17 protein-coding genes, 14 tRNA genes and 3 rRNA genes are annotated in these 24,961 nt (G+C 41.3%); 26 read left to right on the top strand and 8 right to left on the bottom strand.

Features of this window, described 5'->3' with window-relative positions; all coding sequences use genetic code 11:
* Window positions 1–64 precede the first annotated feature (64 nt).
* From CFK40_RS18585 to CFK40_RS18565, 5 genes are all read right to left on the bottom strand, one after another.
* A complete protein-coding gene (locus tag CFK40_RS18585; protein ID WP_089533867.1) occupies window positions 65–1,360 on the bottom strand; it encodes a glutamate-1-semialdehyde 2,1-aminomutase in 1,296 nt (431 codons plus the stop codon).
* Window positions 1,361–1,390: 30 nt separating this feature from the next.
* Window positions 1,391–3,307 (bottom strand): FtsX-like permease family protein, encoded by a 1,917-nt coding sequence (locus CFK40_RS18580; RefSeq protein WP_089533866.1) that lies wholly within the window; start codon window positions 3,305–3,307, stop codon window positions 1,391–1,393.
* A complete protein-coding gene (locus CFK40_RS18575; RefSeq protein ID WP_089533865.1) occupies window positions 3,282–4,058 on the bottom strand; it encodes an ABC transporter ATP-binding protein in 777 nt (258 codons plus the stop codon). The genes CFK40_RS18580 and CFK40_RS18575 overlap by 26 nt, the downstream gene beginning before the upstream one ends.
* A 101-nt stretch (window positions 4,059–4,159) precedes the next feature.
* Window positions 4,160–5,164 carry a sensor histidine kinase gene (locus CFK40_RS18570; protein WP_089533864.1) on the bottom strand — a complete coding sequence of 335 codons (1,005 nt, stop codon included), beginning with the start codon at window positions 5,162–5,164 and terminating at the stop codon, window positions 4,160–4,162.
* Window positions 5,161–5,862, bottom strand: coding sequence for a response regulator transcription factor (locus CFK40_RS18565; protein WP_089533863.1), 702 nt, complete (start codon window positions 5,860–5,862; stop codon window positions 5,161–5,163). The genes CFK40_RS18570 and CFK40_RS18565 overlap by 4 nt, the downstream gene beginning before the upstream one ends.
* 112 nt (window positions 5,863–5,974) lie before the next feature.
* On the opposite strand from CFK40_RS18565, the gene CFK40_RS18560 reads away from it, so the two are divergent.
* The 6 genes from CFK40_RS18560 (at window position 5,975) to perR (ending at window position 10,261) form a co-directional block, all read left to right on the top strand.
* A complete protein-coding gene (locus CFK40_RS18560; RefSeq protein ID WP_089533862.1) occupies window positions 5,975–6,385 on the top strand; it encodes a potassium channel family protein in 411 nt (136 codons plus the stop codon).
* Window positions 6,386–6,445: 60 nt separating this feature from the next.
* Complete coding sequence (bcp, locus tag CFK40_RS18555) at window positions 6,446–6,913, top strand: thioredoxin-dependent thiol peroxidase (RefSeq protein ID WP_089533861.1); 468 nt, start codon at window positions 6,446–6,448, stop codon at window positions 6,911–6,913.
* A gap of 66 nt (window positions 6,914–6,979) precedes the next feature.
* Complete coding sequence (locus CFK40_RS18550; protein WP_089533860.1) at window positions 6,980–8,089, top strand: aminopeptidase; 1,110 nt, start codon at window positions 6,980–6,982, stop codon at window positions 8,087–8,089.
* A gap of 29 nt (window positions 8,090–8,118) precedes the next feature.
* Complete coding sequence (locus CFK40_RS18545) at window positions 8,119–9,069, top strand: D-2-hydroxyacid dehydrogenase (protein ID WP_089533859.1); 951 nt, start codon at window positions 8,119–8,121, stop codon at window positions 9,067–9,069.
* 2 nt (window positions 9,070–9,071) lie between these two features.
* Window positions 9,072–9,629, top strand: coding sequence for a cob(I)yrinic acid a,c-diamide adenosyltransferase (locus CFK40_RS18540; RefSeq protein ID WP_089533858.1), 558 nt, complete (start codon window positions 9,072–9,074; stop codon window positions 9,627–9,629).
* A 182-nt stretch (window positions 9,630–9,811) separates the two neighbouring features.
* Window positions 9,812–10,261, top strand: a complete 450-nt coding sequence (perR, locus tag CFK40_RS18535) for a peroxide-responsive transcriptional repressor PerR (protein ID WP_089533857.1) — start codon at window positions 9,812–9,814, stop codon at window positions 10,259–10,261.
* A 642-nt stretch (window positions 10,262–10,903) separates the two neighbouring features.
* On the opposite strand, the gene pabB is transcribed toward perR, so the two are convergent.
* From pabB to CFK40_RS18520, 3 genes are all read right to left on the bottom strand, one after another.
* Window positions 10,904–12,658 (bottom strand): aminodeoxychorismate synthase component I, encoded by a 1,755-nt coding sequence (gene pabB, locus CFK40_RS18530; RefSeq protein ID WP_089533856.1) that lies wholly within the window; start codon window positions 12,656–12,658, stop codon window positions 10,904–10,906.
* Window positions 12,655–13,236: an anthranilate synthase component II gene (locus CFK40_RS18525; protein WP_089533855.1), complete on the bottom strand. Its 582-nt coding sequence runs from the start codon at window positions 13,234–13,236 to the stop codon at window positions 12,655–12,657. Before CFK40_RS18525 ends, pabB begins: the two co-directional genes overlap by 4 nt.
* A gap of 101 nt (window positions 13,237–13,337) precedes the next feature.
* Window positions 13,338–13,730, bottom strand: a complete 393-nt coding sequence (locus tag CFK40_RS18520) for a YgzB family protein (RefSeq protein ID WP_089533854.1) — start codon at window positions 13,728–13,730, stop codon at window positions 13,338–13,340.
* A 201-nt stretch (window positions 13,731–13,931) separates the two neighbouring features.
* Between CFK40_RS18520 and CFK40_RS18515 the strand changes: the two genes are divergently transcribed.
* From CFK40_RS18515 to CFK40_RS18420, 20 genes are all read left to right on the top strand, one after another.
* Entirely contained in the window at window positions 13,932–14,807 is an 876-nt protein-coding gene (locus tag CFK40_RS18515) for a nucleotidyltransferase-like protein (RefSeq protein WP_089533853.1), read from the top strand.
* Window positions 14,808–15,216: 409 nt separating this feature from the next.
* Window positions 15,217–16,782, top strand: a 16S ribosomal RNA gene (locus CFK40_RS18510).
* 226 nt (window positions 16,783–17,008) lie between these two features.
* Window positions 17,009–19,930, top strand: a 23S ribosomal RNA gene (locus CFK40_RS18505).
* 119 nt (window positions 19,931–20,049) lie between these two features.
* Window positions 20,050–20,165: ribosomal RNA gene (rrf, locus tag CFK40_RS18500) — 5S ribosomal RNA — on the top strand.
* The 16S, 23S and 5S rRNA genes sit together here with 14 tRNA genes alongside, the layout of an rRNA operon.
* A gap of 9 nt (window positions 20,166–20,174) precedes the next feature.
* Window positions 20,175–20,249: transfer RNA gene (locus CFK40_RS18495), tRNA-Asn, on the top strand.
* 1 nt (window position 20,250) lies between these two features.
* Window positions 20,251–20,342 (top strand) — tRNA-Ser (locus tag CFK40_RS18490).
* Window positions 20,343–20,358: 16 nt separating this feature from the next.
* A tRNA-Glu gene (locus CFK40_RS18485) sits at window positions 20,359–20,433 on the top strand.
* A 6-nt stretch (window positions 20,434–20,439) separates the two neighbouring features.
* Window positions 20,440–20,515 (top strand) — tRNA-Val (locus CFK40_RS18480).
* A 24-nt stretch (window positions 20,516–20,539) separates the two neighbouring features.
* Window positions 20,540–20,616, top strand: a tRNA-Met gene (locus tag CFK40_RS18475).
* Between the two features lie 29 nt (window positions 20,617–20,645).
* A tRNA-Asp gene (locus CFK40_RS18470) sits at window positions 20,646–20,722 on the top strand.
* A gap of 37 nt (window positions 20,723–20,759) precedes the next feature.
* Window positions 20,760–20,835, top strand: a tRNA-Phe gene (locus tag CFK40_RS18465).
* Window positions 20,836–20,864: 29 nt separating this feature from the next.
* Window positions 20,865–20,949, top strand: a tRNA-Tyr gene (locus CFK40_RS18460).
* 17 nt (window positions 20,950–20,966) lie between these two features.
* A tRNA-Trp gene (locus CFK40_RS18455) sits at window positions 20,967–21,040 on the top strand.
* A gap of 11 nt (window positions 21,041–21,051) precedes the next feature.
* A tRNA-His gene (locus CFK40_RS18450) sits at window positions 21,052–21,124 on the top strand.
* Window positions 21,125–21,150: 26 nt separating this feature from the next.
* A tRNA-Gln gene (locus tag CFK40_RS18445) sits at window positions 21,151–21,225 on the top strand.
* A gap of 4 nt (window positions 21,226–21,229) precedes the next feature.
* Window positions 21,230–21,304 (top strand) — tRNA-Gly (locus tag CFK40_RS18440).
* A 13-nt stretch (window positions 21,305–21,317) separates the two neighbouring features.
* Window positions 21,318–21,391, top strand: a tRNA-Cys gene (locus CFK40_RS18435).
* A gap of 20 nt (window positions 21,392–21,411) precedes the next feature.
* A tRNA-Leu gene (locus CFK40_RS18430) sits at window positions 21,412–21,494 on the top strand.
* 157 nt (window positions 21,495–21,651) lie between these two features.
* Entirely contained in the window at window positions 21,652–22,632 is a 981-nt protein-coding gene (locus CFK40_RS18425) for a tyrosine-type recombinase/integrase (protein ID WP_089533852.1), read from the top strand.
* 135 nt (window positions 22,633–22,767) lie between these two features.
* On the top strand, window positions 22,768–23,811 hold the full coding sequence (locus CFK40_RS18420) for a helix-turn-helix domain-containing protein (RefSeq protein ID WP_152640151.1): 1,044 nt from the start codon (window positions 22,768–22,770) through the stop codon (window positions 23,809–23,811).
* Window positions 23,812–24,961 lie beyond the last annotated feature (1,150 nt).

Below are 24,961 nucleotides of genomic sequence, written 5' to 3'. Positions count from 1 at the left end.
TACTGATTCTCCGCCAAAGTAAACAAAAAAAGGTTTCCTACTGTCAAAGCAGGAAACCTTTTTTCTATTCAGCCATCTTACGAAACGCGTGATCCACTGCTTTGATTGTTTCATCAATATCTTCCGCTGTATGTTCAGTTGTTAAGAACCATGCTTCATACTTGGATGGTGCTAAATTTACACCTTGCTCTAACATTAACTTGAAGAAACGGGCAAAAGCTTCACCGTCACTTGCTTCAGCTTGGTCATAATTCGTAATTGTACCTTCGCCAAAATAAACAGTAAGTGCGCCACATAAACGGTTCAAGGAAATCTCAATCCCGTGCTCACTAGCTTTTTCTAAAATTCCCTTTTCAAGCTGAGCGCCGAGTTCATCTAGTGTTTCATATACGCCATCTTGCTGCAAAACTTCCAAGCAAGCAATACCTGATGTCATTGAAGCTGGGTTACCAGCCATTGTCCCTGCTTGATATGCAGGCCCGAGTGGGGCAACCTGTTCCATAATATCAAGTCTCCCGCCATATGCTCCGATAGGCAGACCGCCACCGATAATTTTACCCATAGCTGTCATATCTGGTTCAACACCATATACTTGCTGAGCACTCCCATAAGTAAAGCGGAAAGCGGTGATCACTTCATCATAGATAACTAATGCACCAGCATTATGTGTAATATCGTTCACAGCTTGCAAAAATCCGTCGTGCGGTTCAACGATTCCAAAATTACCAACGATCGGTTCAACCAAAACAGCCGCAATTTCATCTCTCCAATGATCTATTGCTTTTTCAAATGCCTCAAGGTCGTTAAAAGGAACTGTTATGACATCTTCAGCCACAGCCTTTGGAATCCCAGCAGAATCTGGTGTTCCGAGTGTCGCTGGACCAGATCCAGCTTGTACTAAAACTGCATCAAAATGACCATGATAACAGCCGGCAAATTTGATAACTTTCGTACGGTTTGTATAAGCGCGTGCTACTCGAATTGTCGTCATTACTGCTTCTGTTCCTGAATTGGTAAATCTGACTTTTTCCAATGACGGAATTGCAGATTTAAGCATTTTGGCAAATGTATTTTCAAGTTTTGTTGGTGTGCCATATAAGACACCATTTGTTGCTGCATGTGAAATTGCTTTTGCGATATGTGGGTGGGCATGCCCCGTAATAATTGGTCCGTAAGCAGCTAAATAATCAATATATTTATTTCCATCTACATCCCAGAAATAAGCGCCTTTCGCACGCTCCATATATACAGGCGCACCACCGCCAACAGCTTTATATGCACGAGACGGTGAATTAACACCGCCAACAATATGCTGTAAGGCTTCTTCATGTAATTCGTGTGATTTAGTGTAAGATTTCAATTGTTTAGCCTCCTAAAATATGGAAAAATATTACATAACTTTTCTTAGCTTGGATGTATATATATTTCGAATGAAAATAAAGTTAACAACGTGCACAATAAAGAAAATCGCAATAATAACAACACTTGGTAAAAATATTGATGAAGCTAACATATTTTGCAGTGCCTTAAACGCAAACCCGGCGTGAACAACAGCTACTAAAAAAGGGATGAAAAATAAATAAGCTAATTGTTTAGTTGCTATTTTTTTCATTTCATTATGTGTTAGTCCAATACGGTATAAAGAATGAAAATGATGTAAGTCTTTATCGATGTCTTGGTACATTCGAAAATATAAAATAGAACCAGCTGCCAAAAAGAATAGAACACTAATAAATATACCAAAAAAGAAGAGAAATGACATTCCTTGCTTCATAGAAATATAGAACTGAGCCTGGGAATCCGGAAATACATATTCGTTATCCGCGTGGTTTAAAATTTCTTCAATGCCTTCTGCTTGGGCAGTCCAATTAGGAATTTCCATGATATAGTTATAATAGATTTCATTACTATCAGCTTCTTGATAAAAGTTTTGATAGACTTCATCAGGGACGACGACTGAAAAGGGTGCAAAGATATTCCCATTTAGTGTTGCATTAGCAGTCTTTACTATGAATTTTTCTTCCACGTTATTGGATTTTAGTGTGAATGCTTTAGGTACTTCGTTGCCATCTTGTAAAACAAAATCTTCTGCTAGCACAACAGCTTCATTTTTGTTCAAATTGAAGGTAACCTTCTTATTATGGAGCTCCATCATTTTTTTGTAATCTGAAAAGGAAAAAATTGATAGTGGTATATCGTTCCAGTCTTTTTTGTTAGAATATGAGTTTGCTTGTGTAGAAAGGACAGTTGTTGCATCATATGGAATTCCTTGTTTCTTGAATTCTTTTTTTACATAGGAAACTTCTTTTTTGAAATCCTCCACATGGTCTACACCTTCAGTTACGAGAGATACGTCTTGTGGGACAAATCGCTCTGATTCCACTTCAGCACTTTGAAATAAACCATACAATACACCAGATGACGTAAATGCCACTGCGCTTAAAATTGCAACAAAGAATAATAAACGAGCATTGTCTTTAAGCTTAAATGTTAAGTCAGATACAGTTAATAAATTTAAATTTCTAAAGTAATAGCTTTTCTTCTTTTTCATTATAGTTATAAATGCAACACTGCATTGGGTGAATAGAAAATAAGTACCTGGAATGATCAAAACTAGAATTGGTAGCATGCGAATAAACATTGACATGATATCAGCTGTATAAGCCAGATAATAGGCACTCCCAATCGCAAGTAACGATATACAGCATAATATCCATGAAAACTTCGGTGTTTTATTAGGAGCTTTTGCCCCGCGAAACATCTCCATGATTGATTTAGTTCGCATTGTCCAAACTACTGCTAATGAGTTAAGCTCAAACATAATAAAAAATAAAAGGGCGGTAATACCAACTGCTTTTAGCGATAGATAAAATGGTAGAATTTCATCAAGCCCTAAGGTTTGGGAAAATACCATTAAAAATAGTTTTGTAAGAAGGGCACCAAGTAGTAGGCCAGTAATGATGGATACTATTCCAATAATCGTGTTTTCAAGAATAAGCATACGGTTTAATTGTGACTTAGTAATCCCAAGTGTAGTTAGTAGTCCATATTCTTTCTTCCTTGATTTGATAAAAGATCCAGTTGAGTATAGAACAAACAAAAAAGAGAAAACGTAAATAATTCCTTCTGTCATGAGGATTCCACGCTCTACAGTTTGTCGGAATTCTGTCTCATCAATATCAGGGTGAAAAATAATAACGGCATACATAAAGAAAACCGTTACAGCAAACATACAACTTAAAAAGTAACTTAAATATTGCCGCTTGTTTCGTCGTACATTATTAAATGCGAACTGTTTGAAAGTCATCTGTATTTCCTCCCAATAAAGATTGCACATTTAATATATCCTGGAAAAATGCCTGACGGTTGTCCCCACGATGAATTTCATTAAATAATTTACCGTCTTTGATAAAAATAATTCGTTCACAGAAGCTGGCTGCGAATGGGTCGTGGGTAACCATAATCGTTGTAGTTTCCTGTGATTGATTCAAATCCTTTAATGATTCCATGACACGCAAGGATGACTTTGAGTCCAAGTTACCTGTTAGTTCATCCGCAAAGATAACCGTTGGATCATGGATAATCGCCCGAGCAATTGCTGCACGTTGAAGTTGGCCACCAGAAACCTCAAAGGTGCGTTTATGGATGATTGTATCAATCCCGAGCTGTTTCGCGACAATTACTAGTTTTTTCTCCATGACATTTAATTTCGCGCCCTGAAGTGTTAACGGGAGTACGATATTCTCACCAATAGTGAGCGTATCTAATAGATTGTAGTCTTGAAAGATAAAGCCCATTTCCTTTCGACGGAATTTTGCTAATTTATTCTTGGATAGGCCTGTTACTTTTTCATTATTAATTTCTATTTTTCCTGATGTTGGTATGTCAATTGTTGATAATAAGTTTAATAAGGTGGTTTTTCCGCTCCCAGAAGGTCCCATGATTCCAAGGAATTCTGCTCGGTCAACTGAAAGATTAAACCGATCTATTGCTTCAAATTGAACACCACGTCTACTACCGTACATTTTGGATAAATTTTCAGCTACTAAAACTGCCATTGCTATGCCTCCAGATATTGTTCTCTACATCCAGTGTAAATAATAATAGGGAAGAGACCAATCGTTTTACCTTTCATAAAGCTTACAATGTTGAAAGATAATTAAATTTTAGGTTGGGTAAATTTTACGGAAATCGTTGTGCCGACGTTTTGCTCGGAATTAACGAAAATAATATGCCCCAATTCCGTGCATATTTCTTTTGATAAATAAAGTCCCATCCCTGTCGATTCCTGAAAAGTTCGTCCATTTTGCCCCGTGAAAAAAGGATCAAAAACACGGCTAATATCTTGTGTTGGTATACCATGGCCATGATCTTCAATTTGTAACACTACTGACCGATCTTTTTTAAAAGCTCGGAAAAAGATTCTTTCAGATGATCCTTTTGAATATTTAATCGCATTTGATATTAGTTGATGCAGTACAAACCGAAACCACTTAGAATCTGTTGCAACCACAAGTGATTCATCGATTAATTGCTCAGGAAATACATGGTTGCGGATAAAACTGGCTTTAAATTCCTGAATAGATTCTGTTACAAGTGTACGTAACAAGATCTTCTCTACATGGAAATCACGCTCGAACTTTTGTAACCGAGATTGATATAAAGCAAGATTCAAACCTTGTTGCAAACGCTCCATTTCCTCATACATACTGTTGGTGAAAGATTCTGGGAGATGCACTCTTTCTTTCTGCATAGTAAGGTGCATGATAGAAACTGGAGTTTTCATTTGATGAACCCATTGCTGAATAAAGTCAATTTCGAGCTGCTTCTGTTGTTCCAGTTGCTCAATTCTTTCATGATAAATGCTATATTGTTTGTCATGTTGATTCCGCACATTTCTTAGTAAATGGTTAGTCGGTTCAGGAAACCATGCGTGTTCACTATCTGCTTCTTCTAGTTGATAAAAGTCACGTTGCCTTACGTACTGGTAAATTAGGAATACTATGAAAAAACATGTTGGTAATAAAAATAAATAAAAAATAATCCCAGAGCTAAGCGGTGCATCAGAAAACATCGCTGCAAGCTGGGCAACTATAATGATAAGCGTAATTTGGGAATAGAAAAATAGGATATATCCAACTTGATCAAGTATAAACTTTTTCATAACGTACTACTCCACGTATTTACGAACTTATAACCTGCGCCCCGAACTGTTTGAATGCAGCTTTTAATGCCAATATCCTCAAGTTTTTTACGGATTCGGGTAATATTGACAGATAAGGTGTTATCATCGACAAAGTGTTCATCATCCCACAATATTTCTAATAAATGTGTACGGGATAAAACCTGATTTTCGTGTTCAACAAATTCCTTTAACAAGATAAATTCATTTTTCGTTAATGCGACAACCGAATCCTGAAACGCCATTTCCATTGACGTTAAATGTAAAGTAAATTGATTAATTTCAATAAAGTCAACCTGTCTAGTAACTGCGTATTCCCCGTATATACGGCGTATGATACTTTTAATTTTGGCTTGTATAACATCAAAATCAAATGGTTTTGTAATATAATCATCGCCACCATTTTCCATTGCCATAACTTGATCCATTCCAGAATCTCGTGCTGACAGAAAAACTATGGGACAATTAGAGATACTCCTTATTTTTCTGCACCAATAAAAACCATCATAACGAGGAAGATTAATATCCAGCAGCACAAGGTGTGGGTCATTCTCCTTGAATTCTTCCATGATTTTATCAAATACTTCCACAATCGTAACTATATACTCATATTTTTCTAGGTACCCTTTTAACAAGTTCGCTATTTTAGGGTCATCCTCAACTAAATAAATCCGTTTCATCTATGTACACCACCAATTAGTTTTCTAATTTTATCCTACCTTAGTTTTTCAAAAAAATAAATGACATAGACCACTTGGACAAGGCGTAAAGTAATAATAAAGAGGGGATAGTATGTCAATTGTTTCATGGGTCTTTGTTGTTTTAGTGAGCGTAACGATGATTGGTAGTATTGTCTACTTTATAAGACGCGGTAATAATAACGAGCGAAGTTTCTCAATGGATATATTTTTCACACTACTTGTGGTATATAGTATTGTCATTATTGGCTTTGCACTAATCTACTTTATTCTTTCATTTAACAGGATTTTATTGGTTGAGGGTGGGGAGCTTAGACAGGTTAATGCGCTAGGAACTTTAATACACTCTGCATACTTTAGTGGTGTTACCATGTTAACGATTGGATATGGTGACATTACACCACTTGGATATGGACGTTTGATTGCCCTGATTCAGGCGTTAATCGGCTATATTTTACCAACAGCATTTGTTCTCCGCTTAGTACAAAATAAGCAAGATGATTAAGCAAAGAGGGAAACTATGCTATAGTAGAAATAGTTGAAAAACTCGTTTGGAGGGGTATTAATGACAGTCGAAACAGGCAAATTAGCACCAACATTTACACTACCAAATCAACAAAGTGAAAATGTAAGTTTATCCGATTTTAAAGGTAAGCATGTTGTGTTGTATTTTTATCCTAAAGATATGACGCCAGGCTGCACAACAGAAGCGTGTGATTTCCGTGATCAACATGCGAGCTTTCATGACCTTAATGCGGTAATTATTGGCGTGAGTCCAGATCCAGTTAATAGTCATCAAAAATTCATTGATAAGCATGAGTTACCATTCTTATTGTTGGCTGATGAAGATCATCAGGTTGCTGATGAGTACGGGGTATGGAAGCTGAAGAAAAACTTTGGTAAGGAATATTACGGTATTGAACGCTCGACATTTATCATTGATAAAGATGGTAAACTGCAAAAAGAATATCGTAAAGTAAGTGTAAAAGGGCATGTGGAAGACGCACTAACATTTATTCGTGAAAATTTATAGATAGAGAAGGCAGTCCTAAGTTGTATGGGCTGTCTTGTTATTTGGATTAAACAGGGAGGTACATATATGCAAGATCCTAGACTAACAAAATTGGCTCACCAATTACTAACACATTCTTTGACAATGAAGGAAAGTGAAACCGTTTTAATTACTGGAAGTATAAATTCAAAGCCGCTAATAAAAGAGTTGATCAAAGCCTCTCATGATCTTAACATTATTCCACACGTAGAATACACAGATGATGAAATATCCAGACTTTTATTGACAAATGCTAAAAAGGAACAATTTACTGTTGTTAATAAGTGGAACTTATACAAATTTAAGGATATTGATGGTTTTATTCAAATCGTAGGCGAAGAAAATGATGCAGAATTAGTTGGAGTGCCACAAGCGCAATTTCGGTTAGCCGGAGAAGAAATGAAAGCCTCAAGCGATTTTTTAGTTGATGAACGGAAATGGGTTTTATTAAATTATCCAACCAATGGATTTGCACAAAAGGCAAAGATGAGTTACGACGACTTTTACAATTACTATATTGATGTTTGTTCGATTGATTACAAGAAGATGGAAAACGCCCAACTAGCCTTAAAAGACCTAATGGAACAAACAGATAACGTACATATTACCGCCCCAGGAACTGATTTATCATTTTCGATAAAAGACATTTCAGCCGTCATGTGTGCAGGGGAGTTCAATATTCCTGATGGAGAAGTCTATACGGCACCAGTTAAAAATACTGTTAACGGAACCATTACCTACAACACACCATGCCCATATCAAGGAAATGTTTTTCATGATGTTGAATTAACCTTTAAGGATGGAAAAATTATTGCAGCAACTTCAGATAAAACAGACGAATTAAATGCTATTTTAGATACGGATGATGGTGCTAGATTCATTGGTGAGTTCGCGATTGGTTTAAATCCAAAAATCACCGAACCAATGGGTGATATATTATTCGATGAAAAAATTGCAGGTAGTTTACATTTCACTCCAGGTGCTGCTTATGATGACGCTGATAATGGCAATGATTCTTCGGTGCACTGGGATATGGTACTTATTCAGCGCCATGAATATGGTGGGGGAAAAATTTATTTTGATGACGTATTAATACGCGATAATGGTATATTTGTATTAGATGAGTTAAAGGCATTAAACCCTGAAAACTTATTGTAAGATTGATGGCATTAGAGGGGGGATGAAAGTTGGGTATACTGTTTTCGGCAAAAGTTTCAGTGAAGCATCAAAGCGAATTGAAACGGAAATTTTCGAATGAATCGTTTACTTTTTGTGACAATATAGGCGAGGCAAAACCGCATCTAGCAGATGCTGAAGTTCTTGTGACGTATGGTGAAGACTTAACAGATGAGTTGATAGAGAAAGTGTCAAAACTAAAGTGGATCATGGTTCTTTCTGCAGGTATGGACCAAATGCCGTTTACGACAATTGGCAAGAAAGGTATTTTGGTAACAAATGCTCGAGGGATTCACAAAATTCCGATGGCTGAGTATGCTATTTCTAGCATTTTGCAGGTTTCAAGACAATCAAAAAAACTGATTGAAAATGAAAATAACCATACATGGGATCGTGCCGTTCGAATGCAAGAAATTACTGGAAAGACAATTTTAATCGCAGGCACGGGAGCGATAGGCCAAGAGGTTGCTCGTTTGGCACAAGCATTTCGGATGAAAACATATGGTGTTTCTAGAAGCGGAAGCGCTGTCGAATATTTCGATAAAATTGTGAAATCAGATGAGATGGAAAAACTATTACCAGAAGTGGATATTGTTGTATCGGTTCTACCGAGTACACCAGAAACAATGAACTTCTTTACAGATGAACACTTTAGATTGTTGCCAGACCATGCTATTTTTCTCAATATGGGGAGAGGAAATGCTGTTAGTGGCACGGTGTTGTTAGAAGCAATTCAATCAAACCAAATTGCCCATGCAATCTTGGATGTTTTTGAAGAAGAACCGCTTCCAGCTGATCATCCGTTTTGGAAGGAAGAAAATGTAACGATTACACCACATTTGTCAGGAATTTCTGCACATTATCAAACACGTGCATTAGAAATTTTTGAACAAAACCTTCATACTTATAAACAAAATGGATCAGACTTTTTAAATAAGATTGATCTTACTAGGGGGTATTAACCATGCGGATTTACACAAGGTCAGGCGATAAAGGAAAAACATCATTAATATACGGTCAGCGTGTACCAAAAAATGATTTGCGCGTTGAAGCGTATGGAACATGTGATGAAACAAATTCGATGATTGGGTTATCACTAAGCTTTTTGGAAAATGTGGAATGGGATGAAAAGGGTGCATTCTTGAAAACAATGCATCGTGTACAAACAATTCTTTTCCATGTGGGCGCAGAATTAGCTACACCAAGTGATAAAGAAGTAAGCTGGAAATTAAAAAAAGAATATATTGAGGAATTAGAAGCTCAAATAGACGAGTGGGATAAAGATCTTGCACCGTTAAAAAATTTCATATTGCCATCAGGTCATCGTGCATCAAGCGCATTACATACAGCGCGGACAGTTGCCAGAAGAGCAGAGCGAACTGCAGTTGGACTCGAAGAAGAATTGGCAAATCCATTAGTGGTTTCTTATTTGAACCGACTCTCTGACTTTTTATTTGTTGCAGCTCGCTATGTGAACTACCACTTGGATGGTGAAGAAATCCCTTTACAGGCAGATGTGTAGAATCAGATAAATGAACGAAATTGGTGCTAATAATAAACTCTTGTTCATATACTTTTATTGACAGATGGGCAGTGTAGCAGGTACACTAATTATAGTTATTATAATGTAATAATCGTAGTAGAATTGCGATTTAATAAATATAAACCTTTATCGGATAAAAAATATAAATGAGAGTGAGGTGCATGACGGTGTCTGAACGAAAACTCAATGAAGCAATCGACACACTAAAAGAATCAGGCGTACGGATTACACCACAACGTCATGCGGTTCTTGAATTTCTTCTTAATTCCGTGATTCACCCAACAGCAGATGATATTTATAAAGCGCTAGAAGGAAAGTTTCCTAACATGAGTGTTGCTACTGTATACAACAATCTTCGTGTCTTGCGGGAAATTGGACTTGTGAGGGAACTGACCTATGGTGATGCCTCAAGTAGGTTTGACTGTAATACGTCAGATCACTATCACATCATTTGTAATTCATGCGGAAAAATAGTTGATTTTCATTATCCGCCCTTAAACGAAGTGGAATCATTAGCTGAACAGGTGACGGGTTTTGAAATAAGTTACCACCGAATGGAACTTTATGGTAAATGTGAAACTTGCCAGAAAGTAGAGACGCAAAAGCATTAATATAAGTATTGAAACCCAGCAATCTTAGATGATTGTTGGGTTTTTTGATGGAACGAATTGGATTGATGTATGGAACACTCTGTAGTATTTTATGTTGGGGCGTTGATATATCAGGCTGAAACCGAGCAGTGTTGAAAATAGAAAAACGGTACTTCACTTAAATCAAGTCTATTTTCGTAAAGAATGTTGCTGTTGAGAGAATGAATTTAAACTGCGACGTAACTAAAATCATGTTCGGTGCCCTTAACCGCTACGGAAAAACACTACGCTTTCCGCGGGCTCGCGATGAGCCTCCTCGATCGCAAAGAACGCTCACTGCGGGGTCTCATCGTCTTCGCTGTTCCCGCAGGAGTCTCCGTGTTTTTCCTTCGCTAGGGTTGGAGCTTCACCTATAATTCTCTCCCATTCACCTCTTAACTATACAGTGATTGGAGCGGAGGGCAGTCGACTCCTGCGGGATTATAGGCATAGGTGAGACCCCGCAGTGCGGAGCACGAGGAGGCTCACCAGCCGCCCGCGGAAAGCGACTGCCCTCCGCGGAAATAACGTTGCTGTTACGTCGCATTTTACATCAACTATGAAGATGAAAAAGCAACAATGCGTACGAAAACAGACTAAATCAAAAACAACGATGTAATAAAATTAAGGATGGAAAGTCACCTTAACAGGTACCCATTCACGAACACTGTTCACGAAAAAAATAGATTCACATTCTTTTAATTCCTCAACATGAATAATACGCTCTTTTACCTTACCGGAATCCACTAACTTCTTTCGAAAAGTCCCCCCTAAGAGACCACACTCAATTGGTGGGGTAAACAATTGACCATTAATTTTTACCACGATATTTCCTCCAGTAAATTCGGTTAGTTCATGCTTTTCGTTCCACAAAAGTACATCATAATAATTGGGGTAACTGGACCTTGCATTTTCATAAACAGTTCGGTTTGTGGTTTTGTGATAAAGAAAAATATCATCGCTTGAAACGGGATTGTTAGCAAGGGTAACAGAAACTTGACCAATTGGCTTTTCAGAAATCTGTTTTGTCTCATATTTGAACTGTCCATCTTTTTGAACAAGCAAGCGGACTTTCCACTTCCCTTGGGTGTAATTAGAGGCAATCTCCACTAATTTTTTTCGTATCGCATACAAGTCAATTGAAAAATCAAAGTACTGTGCAGATTTTTCAAGTCTATCCATATGGTTTTCCAATACCAAATACTGTCCATTTACCAAACCAATAGATTCAAGCAATTGAAACTCTGGTTGTTTTCGCTTCAATAAAGCAGCCTTCGTTAAAATTTCGTCGTATTCTCCATCACTAGTGGAATCCCATGTTACACCACCACCAACTCCATAAGTTGCGCTATCATCCTGATGATCAATCGTCACAGTTCGGATTGGTACATTGAAAATAGCTTCGTTGTCAGGTGTCACATATCCGATTGCACCACAATAAGCGCCACGAGGAGAAGTTTCTAATTCCTGTATGATCTTCATTGTGCTAATTTTAGGAGCGCCAGTAATTGACCCACAAGGAAATAAGGCTTTGAATACATCTGCTATGGAAGTGTTCTTTTCAATTGTAGCAGTCACAGTTGACGTCATTTGGTAGACCGTTGGATATTTTTCAATCGAAAACAATTCAGGAACTTGGACACTGCCTGGCCTAGCAATGCTTCCGAGATCATTTCGCAACAAATCTACTATCATTACGTTTTCTGCCTGGTCTTTTTCAGATTGAACTAACCATGTCGCCTTTTCGTAATCCTCCTCATAAGTCTTACCACGTTTTACAGTACCCTTCATCGGACGTGTAGTAATTTTCTCCTTACACTTTTGAAAAAATAACTCTGGAGAAGCAGACAAAATAGTATGATCTGCTGTCTGGATATAGGCGCTATAATTAGCAGATTGTGCCTTGGCTAGCTGGTGGTAATAAGCTTTTGTATCACCGTTAAAGGAAGAATTCAAACGAATCGTGTAATTAACTTGATATGTATCACCTTGTTCAATATATTTCTTAATATGTTCCAAGTTTGTTTGGTAATCGTTAGCGGTTTCCGAAGCTGTCCATTCATCGATGGAAAAGTCTCCTGTGTCCTGCAACATTTCACGTATAGGCTCATTGAAAATTCCAAACCAGAGAAGCGGCATATTTCCGCCGTTATTCACACGAAACTCTGAATCAAATGCTGGAGCAGCTTCGTACGTTACATAGCCTGCAGCATAATATCCATCTTCAACAAATTGCTGGATTTTTTCAAGACATGGGAGCACGTCGGCAATGGATGTAGCGCAAATTATGTCAACTGGATCTTTGAACATCATAGGTTTCCTGATTCCTTGGGTATCATTGAAGTTAAAAAACAGCTCGGGGTTTTTTGTTTGACTCATTGATTAAATGCCTCCTTCTTAAGAAAGAAATTATTCAAAAGGGCAAGTCCATCTTCAGTTAGGATAGCTTCAGGATGCGCTTGAATCCCTTGTACAGGATAGACTTTATGACGAAGTGCCATAATTTCTCCTTCATTTGTTGTAGCAGTTACCATTAAACATTCCGGTAAAGTAGTAGGTTCAACAATTAACGAATGATAGCGTGTTACGGAAAGTGGATTTTGTAATCCTTGAAACAATCCTTCTCCATCATGATTAATAGAAGAAACCTTTCCATGCATAGGACTTTTTGCTTTTATTATTTTCCCACCAAAAGCTTGTGCTATTGTTTGATGTCCCAGACAAACACCCAGAAGCGGAATTTTAGTATGTAGCTTTTGAACAACATCAAGTGAAATCCCAGCCTTGGATGGGCTTCCAGGTCCAGGCGAAATTAATATATGGGAAGGATTCATGTATTCAATTTCTTCTATTGTAACTTTATCATTTCGAACTACACATACTTTTTTATTTAATTGCTTTATATATTGAACTAAATTAAAGGTGAAAGAATCATAATTGTCAATAACAAGAATCACTATATGTACCTCTTTTCAAAATGAATAATCTATATGTTTATTATAAGGGAATTAAGAAAAGCGCTGGAGCTAGACAGAAAAAATCCGCCATGGTGACGGATTTAATCTTTATTGCTTTTCACTTTTTTATTAAATTCACGGCGATGTTTACCTGCGTTATATTTTTCATCAAATTCTTTGCCTTCTAAGTCTTTGTCTAGTGTAAGTGGCTGTTTACAGTGCATACACGCATCCACTCGTCCAAGCATTTTCGTCGGCTTATCACAGCTTGGACAAATAATGGGAATTGCCTTTGTCGATAACATGCCAATCCAAAAATATACAACAGTACTAAAAATAACACACAGGATACCAATTATGAATAATGTAGCCATCAGCCACCCAATATCTCTTGCGAAGATTCCTCCATACATAAACCCGAATCCTGCAAAGATCAGGAACAATGCAAAGGAACGAATTCGATTAATTTTACTTGAATAGACCAACTGTGCCATGTCAATCCCCCTTAAACTTTTCCAAAACAGTATAGCATATCTTCATGTACTGATGGAGTAAAATAGATTCTAGGCAGGCCTTTCAGATTGGAACTTGGAGCGCAAGCTAAGCTATTCTTGAATTTTTTGTGACGGAAAGAGGAATTATGCTCTGTTATATCGAATAGAGAGAGTATAAAAGACAATGGAGGAGTTTACTTAATGGAGGATTTATTACGACCTATATATCAGGAACGAGCAAGTGACCTAGATACATTAGGTATTCTATTAATAGAAAAAACAAAGCCTAACAGTCCACTAACTGATAATTTTGACGTTATCTTATTAATCATTGTAAACAATACAAACAGACCATGGCATGTAAAACATTATGAGTTTGATGATAAAACGGCTGCTTTGCATGTAGTAAGTGAGGACTTACTAATGCAGTGGATTGATACAAGTACATACCGACGTGCAGTGGAGTGGGTTATATATGGGAAAGTAATATTTGACCGAAACGAGTATATTAGTAATTTAAAGGAACAACTAAGAAGCTTTCCTTCAAGTAAGCGTGACCTACGTAAAGCGATTGAGTTTGGCAAATTAGTAAAAAGTTATAGTGAAGCCAAAGACCTATATGAAACTTCACATTATAAGGATGCATATAGCAGGATGATTCACTCACTACACTATTTAGCGCGACTAGCCGTTATTGAAAAAGGCTTCCATCCGGAGGTGACAGTTTGGAAACAAGTAAGACAAATTGATCCTGAAGTATACAAGTTACATGAAGAATTAATTCAAAGCAATGAAGAAATTGAAAAGCGAGTTCAATTGATGATACTAGCAATCGATTTTGTTATTAGTACTCGCGCCAGATATTCAGCTAAACACCTACTTGATATAATGAATGAAAGAGGAGGAAGTTGGTCGTACAGTGAGTTAAAGGCTCATCCATTGTTATTACCATATGGGCTGGATCTTACAGCAATCGTAGCTTACTTATCTGAAAAAGATATTATTAAAACCGAACGTGTAGAAACAAAAGGTATTGGTGTTTATCAAAGAAAATACTTAGCAAATAACGTGGAATAAAAGCAAGGTAGCCTACATCCAACCATTTGATAGTGGGCTACGTGTATATAAAAGTAATTAATTGTAAATGATGTAAATCGTTAGTAGGCTAGTGTTTCACTGCGGATTTGGTTTATATAGCCTTGTAAAAATAACATTTTCATTAAAAATAGGTTTGACTTCTCCATTTAAGCATGGTAAAGTTAATTCTGTTGCAAAAATTCGTGTGAATGAGGCAACAAAAAATAATAAAGATTAACAAATTTCCTGTTGACATGATAGCAGTGATTATGGTAATCTATTAAAGTCGCCAAATTGAGACGGCGGTTAATTCGATCCTTGAAAACTGAACAAAACAACCAAGTATGTAAGTAACGAAACAAAGCTAAGACAATTGATAAAATCGATTGGTGTCGATTTTATTCAAACTTTTTTGGAGAGTTTGATCTTGGCTCAGGACGAACGCTGGCGGCGTGCCTAATACATGCAAGTCGAGCGCGGGAAGCAAGCAATCACCCTTCGGGGTGTGAGCTTGTGGAACGAGCGGCGGACGGGTGAGTAACACGTGGGCAACCTACCTGTAAGATTGGGATAACCCCGGGAAACCGGAGCTAATACCGAATAATACTTTTTATCACATGGTAGAAAGTTGAAAGGCGGCTTTTGCTGTCACTTACAGATGGGCCCGCGTCGCATTAGCTAGTTGGTGGGGTAATGGCCTACCAAGGCGACGATGCGTAGCCGACCTGAGAGGGTGATCGGCCACACTGGGACTGAGACACGGCCCAGACTCCTACGGGAGGCAGCAGTAGGGAATCTTCCGCAATGGACGAAAGTCTGACGGAGCAACGCCGCGTGAGTGATGAAGGTTTTCGGATCGTAAAACTCTGTTGTTAGGGAAGAACAAGTATCGTTCGAATAGGGCGGTACCATGACGGTACCTAACCAGAAAGCCCCGGCTAACTACGTGCCAGCAGCCGCGGTAATACGTAGGGGGCAAGCGTTGTCCGGAATTATTGGGCGTAAAGCGCTCGCAGGCGGTCTTTTAAGTCTGATGTGAAAGCCCACGGCTTAACCGTGGAGGGTCATTGGAAACTGGAGGACTTGAGTACAGAAGAGGAGAGTGGAATTCCACGTGTAGCGGTGAAATGCGTAGAGATGTGGAGGAACACCAGTGGCGAAGGCGACTCTCTGGTCTGTAACTGACGCTGAGGAGCGAAAGCGTGGGGAGCGAACAGGATTAGATACCCTGGTAGTCCACGCCGTAAACGATGAGTGCTAGGTGTTAGGGGGTTTCCGCCCCTTAGTGCTGAAGTTAACGCATTAAGCACTCCGCCTGGGGAGTACGGCCGCAAGGCTGAAACTCAAAAGAATTGACGGGGGCCCGCACAAGCGGTGGAGCATGTGGTTTAATTCGAAGCAACGCGAAGAACCTTACCAGGTCTTGACATCCTCTGATAGCGATAGAGATATCGTGTTCCCTTCGGGGACAGAGTGACAGGTGGTGCATGGTTGTCGTCAGCTCGTGTCGTGAGATGTTGGGTTAAGTCCCGCAACGAGCGCAACCCTTGATCTTAGTTGCCAGCATTCAGTTGGGCACTCTAAGGTGACTGCCGGTGACAAACCGGAGGAAGGTGGGGATGACGTCAAATCATCATGCCCCTTATGACCTGGGCTACACACGTGCTACAATGGATGGAACAAAGGGACGCGAAGCCGCGAGGTGTAGCAAATCCCATAAAACCATTCTCAGTTCGGATTGTAGGCTGCAACTCGCCTACATGAAGCCGGAATCGCTAGTAATCGCGGATCAGCATGCCGCGGTGAATACGTTCCCGGGCCTTGTACACACCGCCCGTCACACCACGAGAGTTGGCAACACCCGAAGTCGGTGAGGTAACCTTTATGGAGCCAGCCGCCGAAGGTGGGGCCAATGATTGGGGTGAAGTCGTAACAAGGTAGCCGTATCGGAAGGTGCGGCTGGATCACCTCCTTTCTAAGGAAAAACAGAAAGCGGAAGCTATTCGTAGTGGAAGCCGTACTGTTTAACGGAAAATCGGTGACGCTTGTCGTCATCGATAAGACCTGCCATTGGTAGGCCTTGCATACATGGTTGTTTGTTCAGTTTTGAGGGATGCGAATCTCTCTTTTTGTACCTTGAAAACTAAATAAGAGCAAGATAGACAACGACATCAAAAACGTAAGTTCTTAATCATAAAGATAGTTAAGTGAAGAAGAGCGCACGGTGAATGCCTTGGCACTAGGAGCCGATGAAGGACGGGACTAACACCGATATGCCTCGGGGAGTCGTAAGTAGACTTTGATCCGAGGATTTCCGAATGGGGAAACCCACTGTTCGTAATGGAGCAGTACACGTATCTGAATACATAGGATACGCGTGGCAGACCCGGGGAACTGAAACATCTCATTACCCGGAGGAAGAGAAAGCAAATGCGATTTCCTAAGTAGCGGCGAGCGAAACGGAATCAGCCCAAACCAGAAAGCTTGCTTTCTGGGGTTGTAGGACACTCCATTGGAGTTACAAAGAAATTCTTTAGATGAATCGATCTGGAACGATCAGCCATAGCGGGTAAGAGCCCTGTAATCGAAAAAGAGTTTCCTCCGGAGTGGATCCTGAGTACGGCGGAACACGAGAAATTCCGTCGGAATCTGGGAGGACCATCTCCCAAGGCTAAATACTACCTAGTGACCGATAGTGAACCAGTACCGTGAGGGAAAGGTGAAAAGCACCCCGGAAGGGGAGTGAAAGAGATCCTGAAACCGTGCGCTTACAAGTAGTCGAAGCCCGTTAATGGGTGACGGCGTACCTTTTGTAGAATGGACCGGCGAGTTACGATCGTATGCGAGGTTAAGTGGAAGACACGGAGCCGCAGCGAAAGCGAGTCTGAATAGGGCGAATTAGTATGCGGTCGTAGACCCGAAACCGTGTGATCTACCCATGTCCAGGGTGAAGGTCAGGTAACACTGACTGGAGGCCCGAACCCACGTATGTTGAAAAATGCGGGGATGAGGTGTGGGTAGGGGTGAAATGCCAATCGAACACGGAGATAGCTGGTTCTCTCCGAAATAGCTTTAGGGCTAGCCTCAGGCAGATGCGTACTGGAGGTAGAGCACTGATTGGACTAGGGGCCCTCACCGGGTTACCGAATTCAGTCAAACTCCGAATGCCAGCTACGTAAGCCTGGGAGTCAGACTATGGGTGATAAGGTTCATAGTCGAAAGGGAAACAGCCCAGACCGCCAGCTAAGGTCCCAAAGTATACGTTAAGTGGAAAAGGATGTGGAGTTGCCCAGACAACCAGGATGTTGGCTTAGAAGCAGCCATCATTTAAAGAGTGCGTAATAGCTCACTGGTCGAGTGACTCTGCGCCGAAAATGTACCGGGGCTAAACGTATCACCGAAGCTGCGGATTGTTCTATGAACAATGGTAGGAGAGCGTTCGAAGTGCAGTGAAGTCAGACCGTGAGGACTGGTGGAGCGCTTCGAAGTGAGAATGCCGGTATGAGTAGCGAAAAAAGAGTGAGAATCTCTTTCACCGAAAGCCCAAGGTTTCCTGAGGAAGGCTCGTCCGCTCAGGGTTAGTCGGGACCTAAGCCGAGGCCGACAGGCGTAGGCGATGGACAACAGGTAGATATTCCTGTACCACCTCATGAACGTTTGAACGATGGGGGGACGCAGTAGGATAAGGAATGCGCACGATTGGAAATGTGCGCCCAAGCAGCAAGGGAGTTGGATTGGCAAATCCGTCCAACAATTCTGAGCTGTGATGGGGAGGGAACTAAAGTACCGAAGTTCTGGATTTCACACTGCCAAGAAAAGCCTCTAGTGAGTTCATAGGTGCCCGTACCGCAAACCGACACAGGTAGGCGAGGAGAGAATCCTAAGGTGATCGGGAGAACTCTCGTTAAGGAACTCGGCAAAATGACCCCGTAACTTCGGGAGAAGGGGTGCTCCTTTAAGGAGGAGCCGCAGTGAATAGGCCCAAGCGACTGTTTAGCAAAAACACAGGTCTCTGCGAAGCCGAAAGGCGAAGTATAGGGGCTGACACCTGCCCGGTGCTGGAAGGTTAAGGGGAAAGGTTAGCACCTTCGGGTGCGAAGCTTAGAACCGAAGCCCCAGTAAACGGCGGCCGTAACTATAACGGTCCTAAGGTAGCGAAATTCCTTGTCGGGTAAGTTCCGACCCGCACGAAAGGTGCAACGACTTGGGCACTGTCTCAACGAGAGACCCGGTGAAATTATACTATGCGTGAAGATGCGCATTACCCGCGACAGGACGGAAAGACCCCGTGGAGCTTTACTGTAGCCTGATATTGAATGTTGGTACAGCTTGTACAGGATAGGTGGGAGCCTTGGAAACCGGAGCGCTAGCTTCGGTGGAGGCATCCGTGGGATACCACCCTGGCTGTACGGACCTTCTAACCCAGGACCGTAATCCGGTTCGGAGACAGTGTCAGGCGGGCAGTTTGACTGGGGCGGTCGCCTCCTAAAGAGTAACGGAGGCGCCCAAAGGTTCCCTCAGAATGGTTGGAAATCATTCGTAGAGTGTAAAGGCAGAAGGGAGCTTGACTGCGAGACCTACAAGTCGAGCAGGGACGAAAGTCGGGCTTAGTGATCCGGTGGTTCCGCATGGAAGGGCCATCGCTCAACGGATAAAAGCTACCCCGGGGATAACAGGCTTATCTCCCCCAAGAGTTCACATCGACGGGGAGGTTTGGCACCTCGATGTCGGCTCATCGCATCCTGGGGCTGTAGTCGGTCCCAAGGGTTGGGCTGTTCGCCCATTAAAGCGGTACGCGAGCTGGGTTCAGAACGTCGTGAGACAGTTCGGTCCCTATCCGTCGTGGGCGTTGGAAGTTTGAGAGGAGCTGTCCTTAGTACGAGAGGACCGGGATGGACACACCGCTGGTGTACCAGTTGTTCCGCCAGGAGCATAGCTGGGTAGCTACGTGTGGAAAGGATAAGTGCTGAAAGCATCTAAGCATGAAGCCCCCCTCAAGATGAGACTTCCCATCACTTTCGAGTGAGTAAGATCCCTCAGAGACGATGAGGTTGATAGGTTCGAGGTGGAAGCGTGGTGACACGTGCAGCTGACGAATACTAATCGATCGAGGACTTAACTAACAATTCTTGATGTCACTATTGCGCTCTTATTTAGTTTTTAGGGTATAAAATTCGAAAAGATGCTTGCATTTTGATGCAAGAATGCTTATAATGAATCTTGTCCTTAAATTTTAGCATGGTCTGGTAGTAATAGCGGAGAAGTCACACCTGTTCCCATACCGAACACAGTAGTTAAGCTCTCCAGCGCCGATGGTAGTTAGGACTTTGTCCTTGCAAGAGTAGGACGCCGCCAGGCATAATCCATTCCACAGTAGCTCAGTGGTAGAGCTATCGGCTGTTAACCGATCGGTCGTAGGTTCGAATCCTACCTGTGGAGCCATGGAGAGCTGTCCGAGTGGCCGAAGGAGCACGATTGGAAATCGTGTAGACCGCTAACGTGGTCTCGAGGGTTCGAATCCCTCGCTCTCCGCCACTATTTATAACATATAGGCCCGTTGGTCAAGCGGTTAAGACACCGCCCTTTCACGGCGGTATCACGGGTTCGAATCCCGTACGGGTCACCACTACTTGGAGGATTAGCTCAGCTGGGAGAGCACCTGCCTTACAAGCAGGGGGTCGCAGGTTCGAGCCCTGCATCCTCCACCATTTAATTTAATACTTTCTTTATATCGCGGGGTGGAGCAGTCCGGTAGCTCGTTGGGCTCATAACCCAAAGGTCGCAGGTTCGAATCCTGCCCCCGCAACCAATTATTTTTTTTGAAAAACTTACATAAATGGTCCGGTAGTTCAGCTGGTTAGAATGCCTGCCTGTCACGCAGGAGGTCGCGGGTTCGAGTCCCGTCCGGACCGCCACTTTCATAAAGTGTTAGTATTTTATTTTAAAATTAAAGGCTCAGTAGCTCAGTCGGTAGAGCAAAGGACTGAAAATCCTTGTGTCGGCGGTTCGATTCCGTCCTGAGCCACCATTTTTGCATTTAATGATTTATTTATTTGTGGAGGGGTAGCGAAGTGGCTAAACGCGGCGGACTGTAAATCCGCTCCCTCAGGGTTCGGCAGTTCGAATCTGCCCCCCTCCACCACTAATTTTATAATAAGTAGGGGTATAGTTCAACGGTAGAACTACGGTCTCCAAAACCGTCAATGTGGGTTCGAGTCCTGCTACCCCTGCCATTTTAATTATGGCGATCGTGGCGAAGTGGTTAACGCACCGGATTGTGGTTCCGGCACGCGTGGGTTCGATCCCCACCGGTCGCCCCTTTTTAATATTTCGATATTTATATTGGGCTATAGCCAAGCGGTAAGGCAGCAGGTTTTGATCCTGTCATTCCCAGGTTCGAATCCTGGTAGCCCAGCCATTTTGCGGAAGTAGTTCAGTGGTAGAACATCACCTTGCCAAGGTGGGGGTCGCGGGTTCGAATCCCGTCTTCCGCTCCATGACTTCAAATATGGCGGCATAGCCAAGTGGTAAGGCACAGGTCTGCAACACCTTTATCACCGGTTCAAATCCGGTTGCCGCCTCCAATACTATACGATAGAAATATGCCAGTGTGGCGGAATTGGCAGACGCGCATGACTCAAAATCATGTATCCTCTGGATGTGCCGGTTCGACCCCGGCCACTGGTACTTAAAACGTTAATATGACGGCGTTTCGACGGTTTAACAATCGTTGGAACGTCGTCTTTTTACGTTGAACGTACGTAAATTAGTCGTATGCCTAAACGAAGCCTACTTACGTATGTAGCGCTTTCCTTTGAATTATTCGGAGGGGAGCGCTTTTTCTATGTCTAAGCGACGAAACAACGAATTAAATCCATATGAAATCGAAATAGCAACCGAGCCAATTGAGCTAGAAACGTTGTCATACGACGAAGCGGTAAAGTTGTTTATCACGGACGCCGAACGTCGGGCCTTGCGACCACCTACGATAAAATATTACCAGAATGAGACAGGCATGTTCCGTCGTTGGTTAGTGTCGCAGGGGAAAGTGGGCAGTGATTCGGATTTTATAAGCCTGGTCATACGCGAAGACATAGACAACTACGTCGATTATTTGCGAAAAGTACGAGGTTTAAAAGACGGCGCAATAAATACAAGGATACGCGGAATACGTGCCTTTTTCGGGTTCCTAAAAGAATCGAAGTTTATCCGTAAGAATCCAATGGCAAAATATCCGTTGATGAAGGTTCGTGACGGTAACATAGAAACGTTTACGTTGAAACAGCTACGGCAGTTATTGAACGCGCCGGACAAGCGAACGTTTACGGGTGTGAGGGACTATACTTTTATGCTGCTTCTCATCGAGAACGGCCTAAGACTATCGGAGGCTACGGCAATTCAACTTGAAGACGTGAAGCTATCGGAGGGTGTTATATTCGTACGTCATACTAAGAACGGGTTTCACCGATACGTCCCTATTCAATCGAAAATGAAGGAGCAGTTACGTCGGTACATGCGATTACGTGGGACGTGTGAAACTAGCAATCTATTCGTAACACTAGACGGTGAAGCGATGCAACGCCAGGCGCTACAAAAAACAGTCGGAAAGTATGGCAAACGGGCAGGAATAAAGGGCGTTCGATGCAGTCCGCACACGTTAAGGCATACGTTTGCAAAACTATCTATTATGAATGGCGCCGGGGTGTTTGAACTTCAGAAGATTTTAGGTCATTCGACAATGGAAATGGTTCGTTTATATGTAAATCTGTATTCGAACGATGTAAATGAAAAACATAAAGACTTTTCACCATTAAAAAATTTATAAAACAAAATAAATAAGCATGTACCAGAACGGCTAAGAAAGCAGGGGTGCAAACCAACCGAACTGATAACGTGCTATATAGTCTCGCAAAAATATTATATATCAGAAAATTATTAAAGTCTATAAAAATAAAAAAAGGTGCATGCAACGAATATAAATTCGATACACACACGATACGCTAACGTAATTGTATCGAAAAAATGGACGTATTGCAAGGTTTATTTTCTACGCCTTGTAAAGGAACATACGTTTGCATGCCTCTTAATCGGAGGGGCAATCATTATGACAACGAATTATCTACCGAACACACCGGAAACATACCGCAAACTATCGACGTTTCAATCGGTCGAAGAGTTAAACGCAGCTACACGCACGCACCGAAATAGCCACGATCTGAGCGAAACAGAATCGGCGGTCCTGGACGTACTATCGCAACATTCCTGTAAGTATCCGGGTCTTTCCTATATGACGAAATCGAACATCGGTAAGGCCGTCGGCAAGTCACGTCGTACTATTATCCGTATATGCAACCGTTTAGAGGGTTACGGGATCATTCGCCAGTATGAACTTAAACGAGTCATAGGTGACCGCAGGCAGTCGAGTAACGCCGTTGTTATAATTCCGACGTCGGAAAAGCAGAAAACGGTTGTAACAAATTGTTACGATAAAAACCACGTAAGTAACACGGTTACAAAAGGTAAGTCAATTGGGACAAAATGTCCCGAGCATGTCTTCCATAATGTGGAGGAGAAGGCGACACACCGGAATGACACACCGTCCACGTCACGCCATAAAGCACAAGAGCCTAAAGCAAGTAATAAAACTACTAATACAATAAAGAATACGTATGGGGAATCATCGTACAAGCCGGCATACAGGAAGTTTAAACAAGCCGTGCAGACCTTCGTAGGCAACGACGACAAGGCGTTAACATCACGTCTCTACGGTGTCTATTTAGGACAAACGAAGGCACTACGGAAGGCATATAGCAACGAAGACAAGGAACACGGCAACAGCGAGTTATTAGACGTAGCGATAAAGGCCGTACATGCGACTATGCACGCTAGTAAGGTGAAGGTGATACGCACCCTAGCCGGCTACTTTAACGGGGTTCTATCGCAGTTATTAGACCGATTATGTAGCGAGTTAATGTCGAAGTTATGGGAGGAGGAAACCGCATGAAGTTGAAACATTGGATAGGTTGCCAAATATACGGAAAGCACCATTACGGATATACTAACGGCAAGTGTATCGTTTGCGGGAAGAAGCCGCGATAGAATAATGCTATGCGTTAATCGCGTAAATACGTAGTTATGTGCGGAATAAACTATCGTGTGTAACTAGGCAATCAAATGATGTCAAGGAGCCGATAGATAGTGGGATCAGCAAAACTGAACATTTGTAAATGTTTAAAATTGACTATTTTTTAAGAATTTATACGGTCATTGTCCATTATTCTCTATTTTCCATAGTGTTTCTTAATATTCTACATTTGACAAATTTAGAACCATTCGTTCCAATCGCAATATATGGTATTTATTTTCATTTTTTATACTATATATTGTTATCGTGGAATGAAATATGGTTTAATAGAATTAGAAAGGAAAAAGAGATCAAACGGAAAATAAAACTAAAAACATACTATGGAGGTAAGTTATGGATCCAATCCTTATAATAATTCTTTTAATGTACTTTTTGAGAAACGCAACAATAACATTAGACGTAAACAAAAATGATCCCAATAAATAATATTAGAATCACTTTTTCACGCAAATATTAATCGCTAGTTGCCGCTAGCGGTTTTTTTAATTATAACAATCACCATTACCACATGTAAACAAATATCTATCTAAATTCATTAAAATCTGTAATGGAGCGGACTATTATAATGGCGTTCTATCGTATCTATCTAGCGATTTAATGGCGGAAATGTTGGCAGTATGACCAGCCTTTGTGTAATCGGTAAAACCAAGTAAATAAATCGGAATTAACGTAGTATATTTACGTCTTAAGAAGGTACACGGAGTAAACGGTACTTTAGTACGTTAAATTGTTACGGTGGTTATTTCGCATTATTTCACATTGGGAGCAACGTTGAGGGCTACGAAAACCACGTGATAACACCGGCAACGGCGTTCACCGCGAGCAGCACGTCAAACAAACGGGGGTCAATCGTTATGTAGGCGTACGCGGGTTACATACGCATGATCCACGCAAGCAACTATGTTCGTGTCGTTAAGTAAGCGATATTTGTACATACACACTACGATAATACCTACACGGGTATACCGATGGTGTCGTCGTACAAATGCCTATACACCAACGTTTACAA

Origin of the sequence: Virgibacillus necropolis (assembly GCF_002224365.1) — a bacterium.
Classification (GTDB): domain Bacteria; phylum Bacillota; class Bacilli; order Bacillales; family Amphibacillaceae; genus Virgibacillus_F; species Virgibacillus_F necropolis.
Note: the sequence above shows the minus strand (reverse complement) of the source record. Positions and strands in the feature narration are given on the sequence as shown.

Coding starts and splice junctions, on each gene's coding strand:
- CFK40_RS18575 (WP_089533865.1), bottom strand. CDS start 4,058: ATGGCAGTTTTAGTAGCTGAAAATTTATCCAAAATGTACGGTAGTAGA.
- CFK40_RS18515 (WP_089533853.1), top strand. CDS start 13,932: ATGGAGGATTTATTACGACCTATATATCAGGAACGAGCAAGTGACCTA.
- bcp (WP_089533861.1), top strand. CDS start 6,446: ATGACAGTCGAAACAGGCAAATTAGCACCAACATTTACACTACCAAAT.
- CFK40_RS18520 (WP_089533854.1), bottom strand. CDS start 13,730: ATGGCACAGTTGGTCTATTCAAGTAAAATTAATCGAATTCGTTCCTTT.
- pabB (WP_089533856.1), bottom strand. CDS start 12,658: ATGAGTCAAACAAAAAACCCCGAGCTGTTTTTTAACTTCAATGATACC.
- perR (WP_089533857.1), top strand. CDS start 9,812: ATGACGGTGTCTGAACGAAAACTCAATGAAGCAATCGACACACTAAAA.
- CFK40_RS18540 (WP_089533858.1), top strand. CDS start 9,072: ATGCGGATTTACACAAGGTCAGGCGATAAAGGAAAAACATCATTAATA.
- CFK40_RS18565 (WP_089533863.1), bottom strand. CDS start 5,862: ATGAAACGGATTTATTTAGTTGAGGATGACCCTAAAATAGCGAACTTG.
- CFK40_RS18550 (WP_089533860.1), top strand. CDS start 6,980: ATGCAAGATCCTAGACTAACAAAATTGGCTCACCAATTACTAACACAT.
- CFK40_RS18570 (WP_089533864.1), bottom strand. CDS start 5,164: ATGAAAAAGTTTATACTTGATCAAGTTGGATATATCCTATTTTTCTAT.
- CFK40_RS18560 (WP_089533862.1), top strand. CDS start 5,975: ATGTCAATTGTTTCATGGGTCTTTGTTGTTTTAGTGAGCGTAACGATG.
- CFK40_RS18425 (WP_089533852.1), top strand. CDS start 21,652: ATGTCTAAGCGACGAAACAACGAATTAAATCCATATGAAATCGAAATA.
- CFK40_RS18580 (WP_089533866.1), bottom strand. CDS start 3,307: ATGACTTTCAAACAGTTCGCATTTAATAATGTACGACGAAACAAGCGG.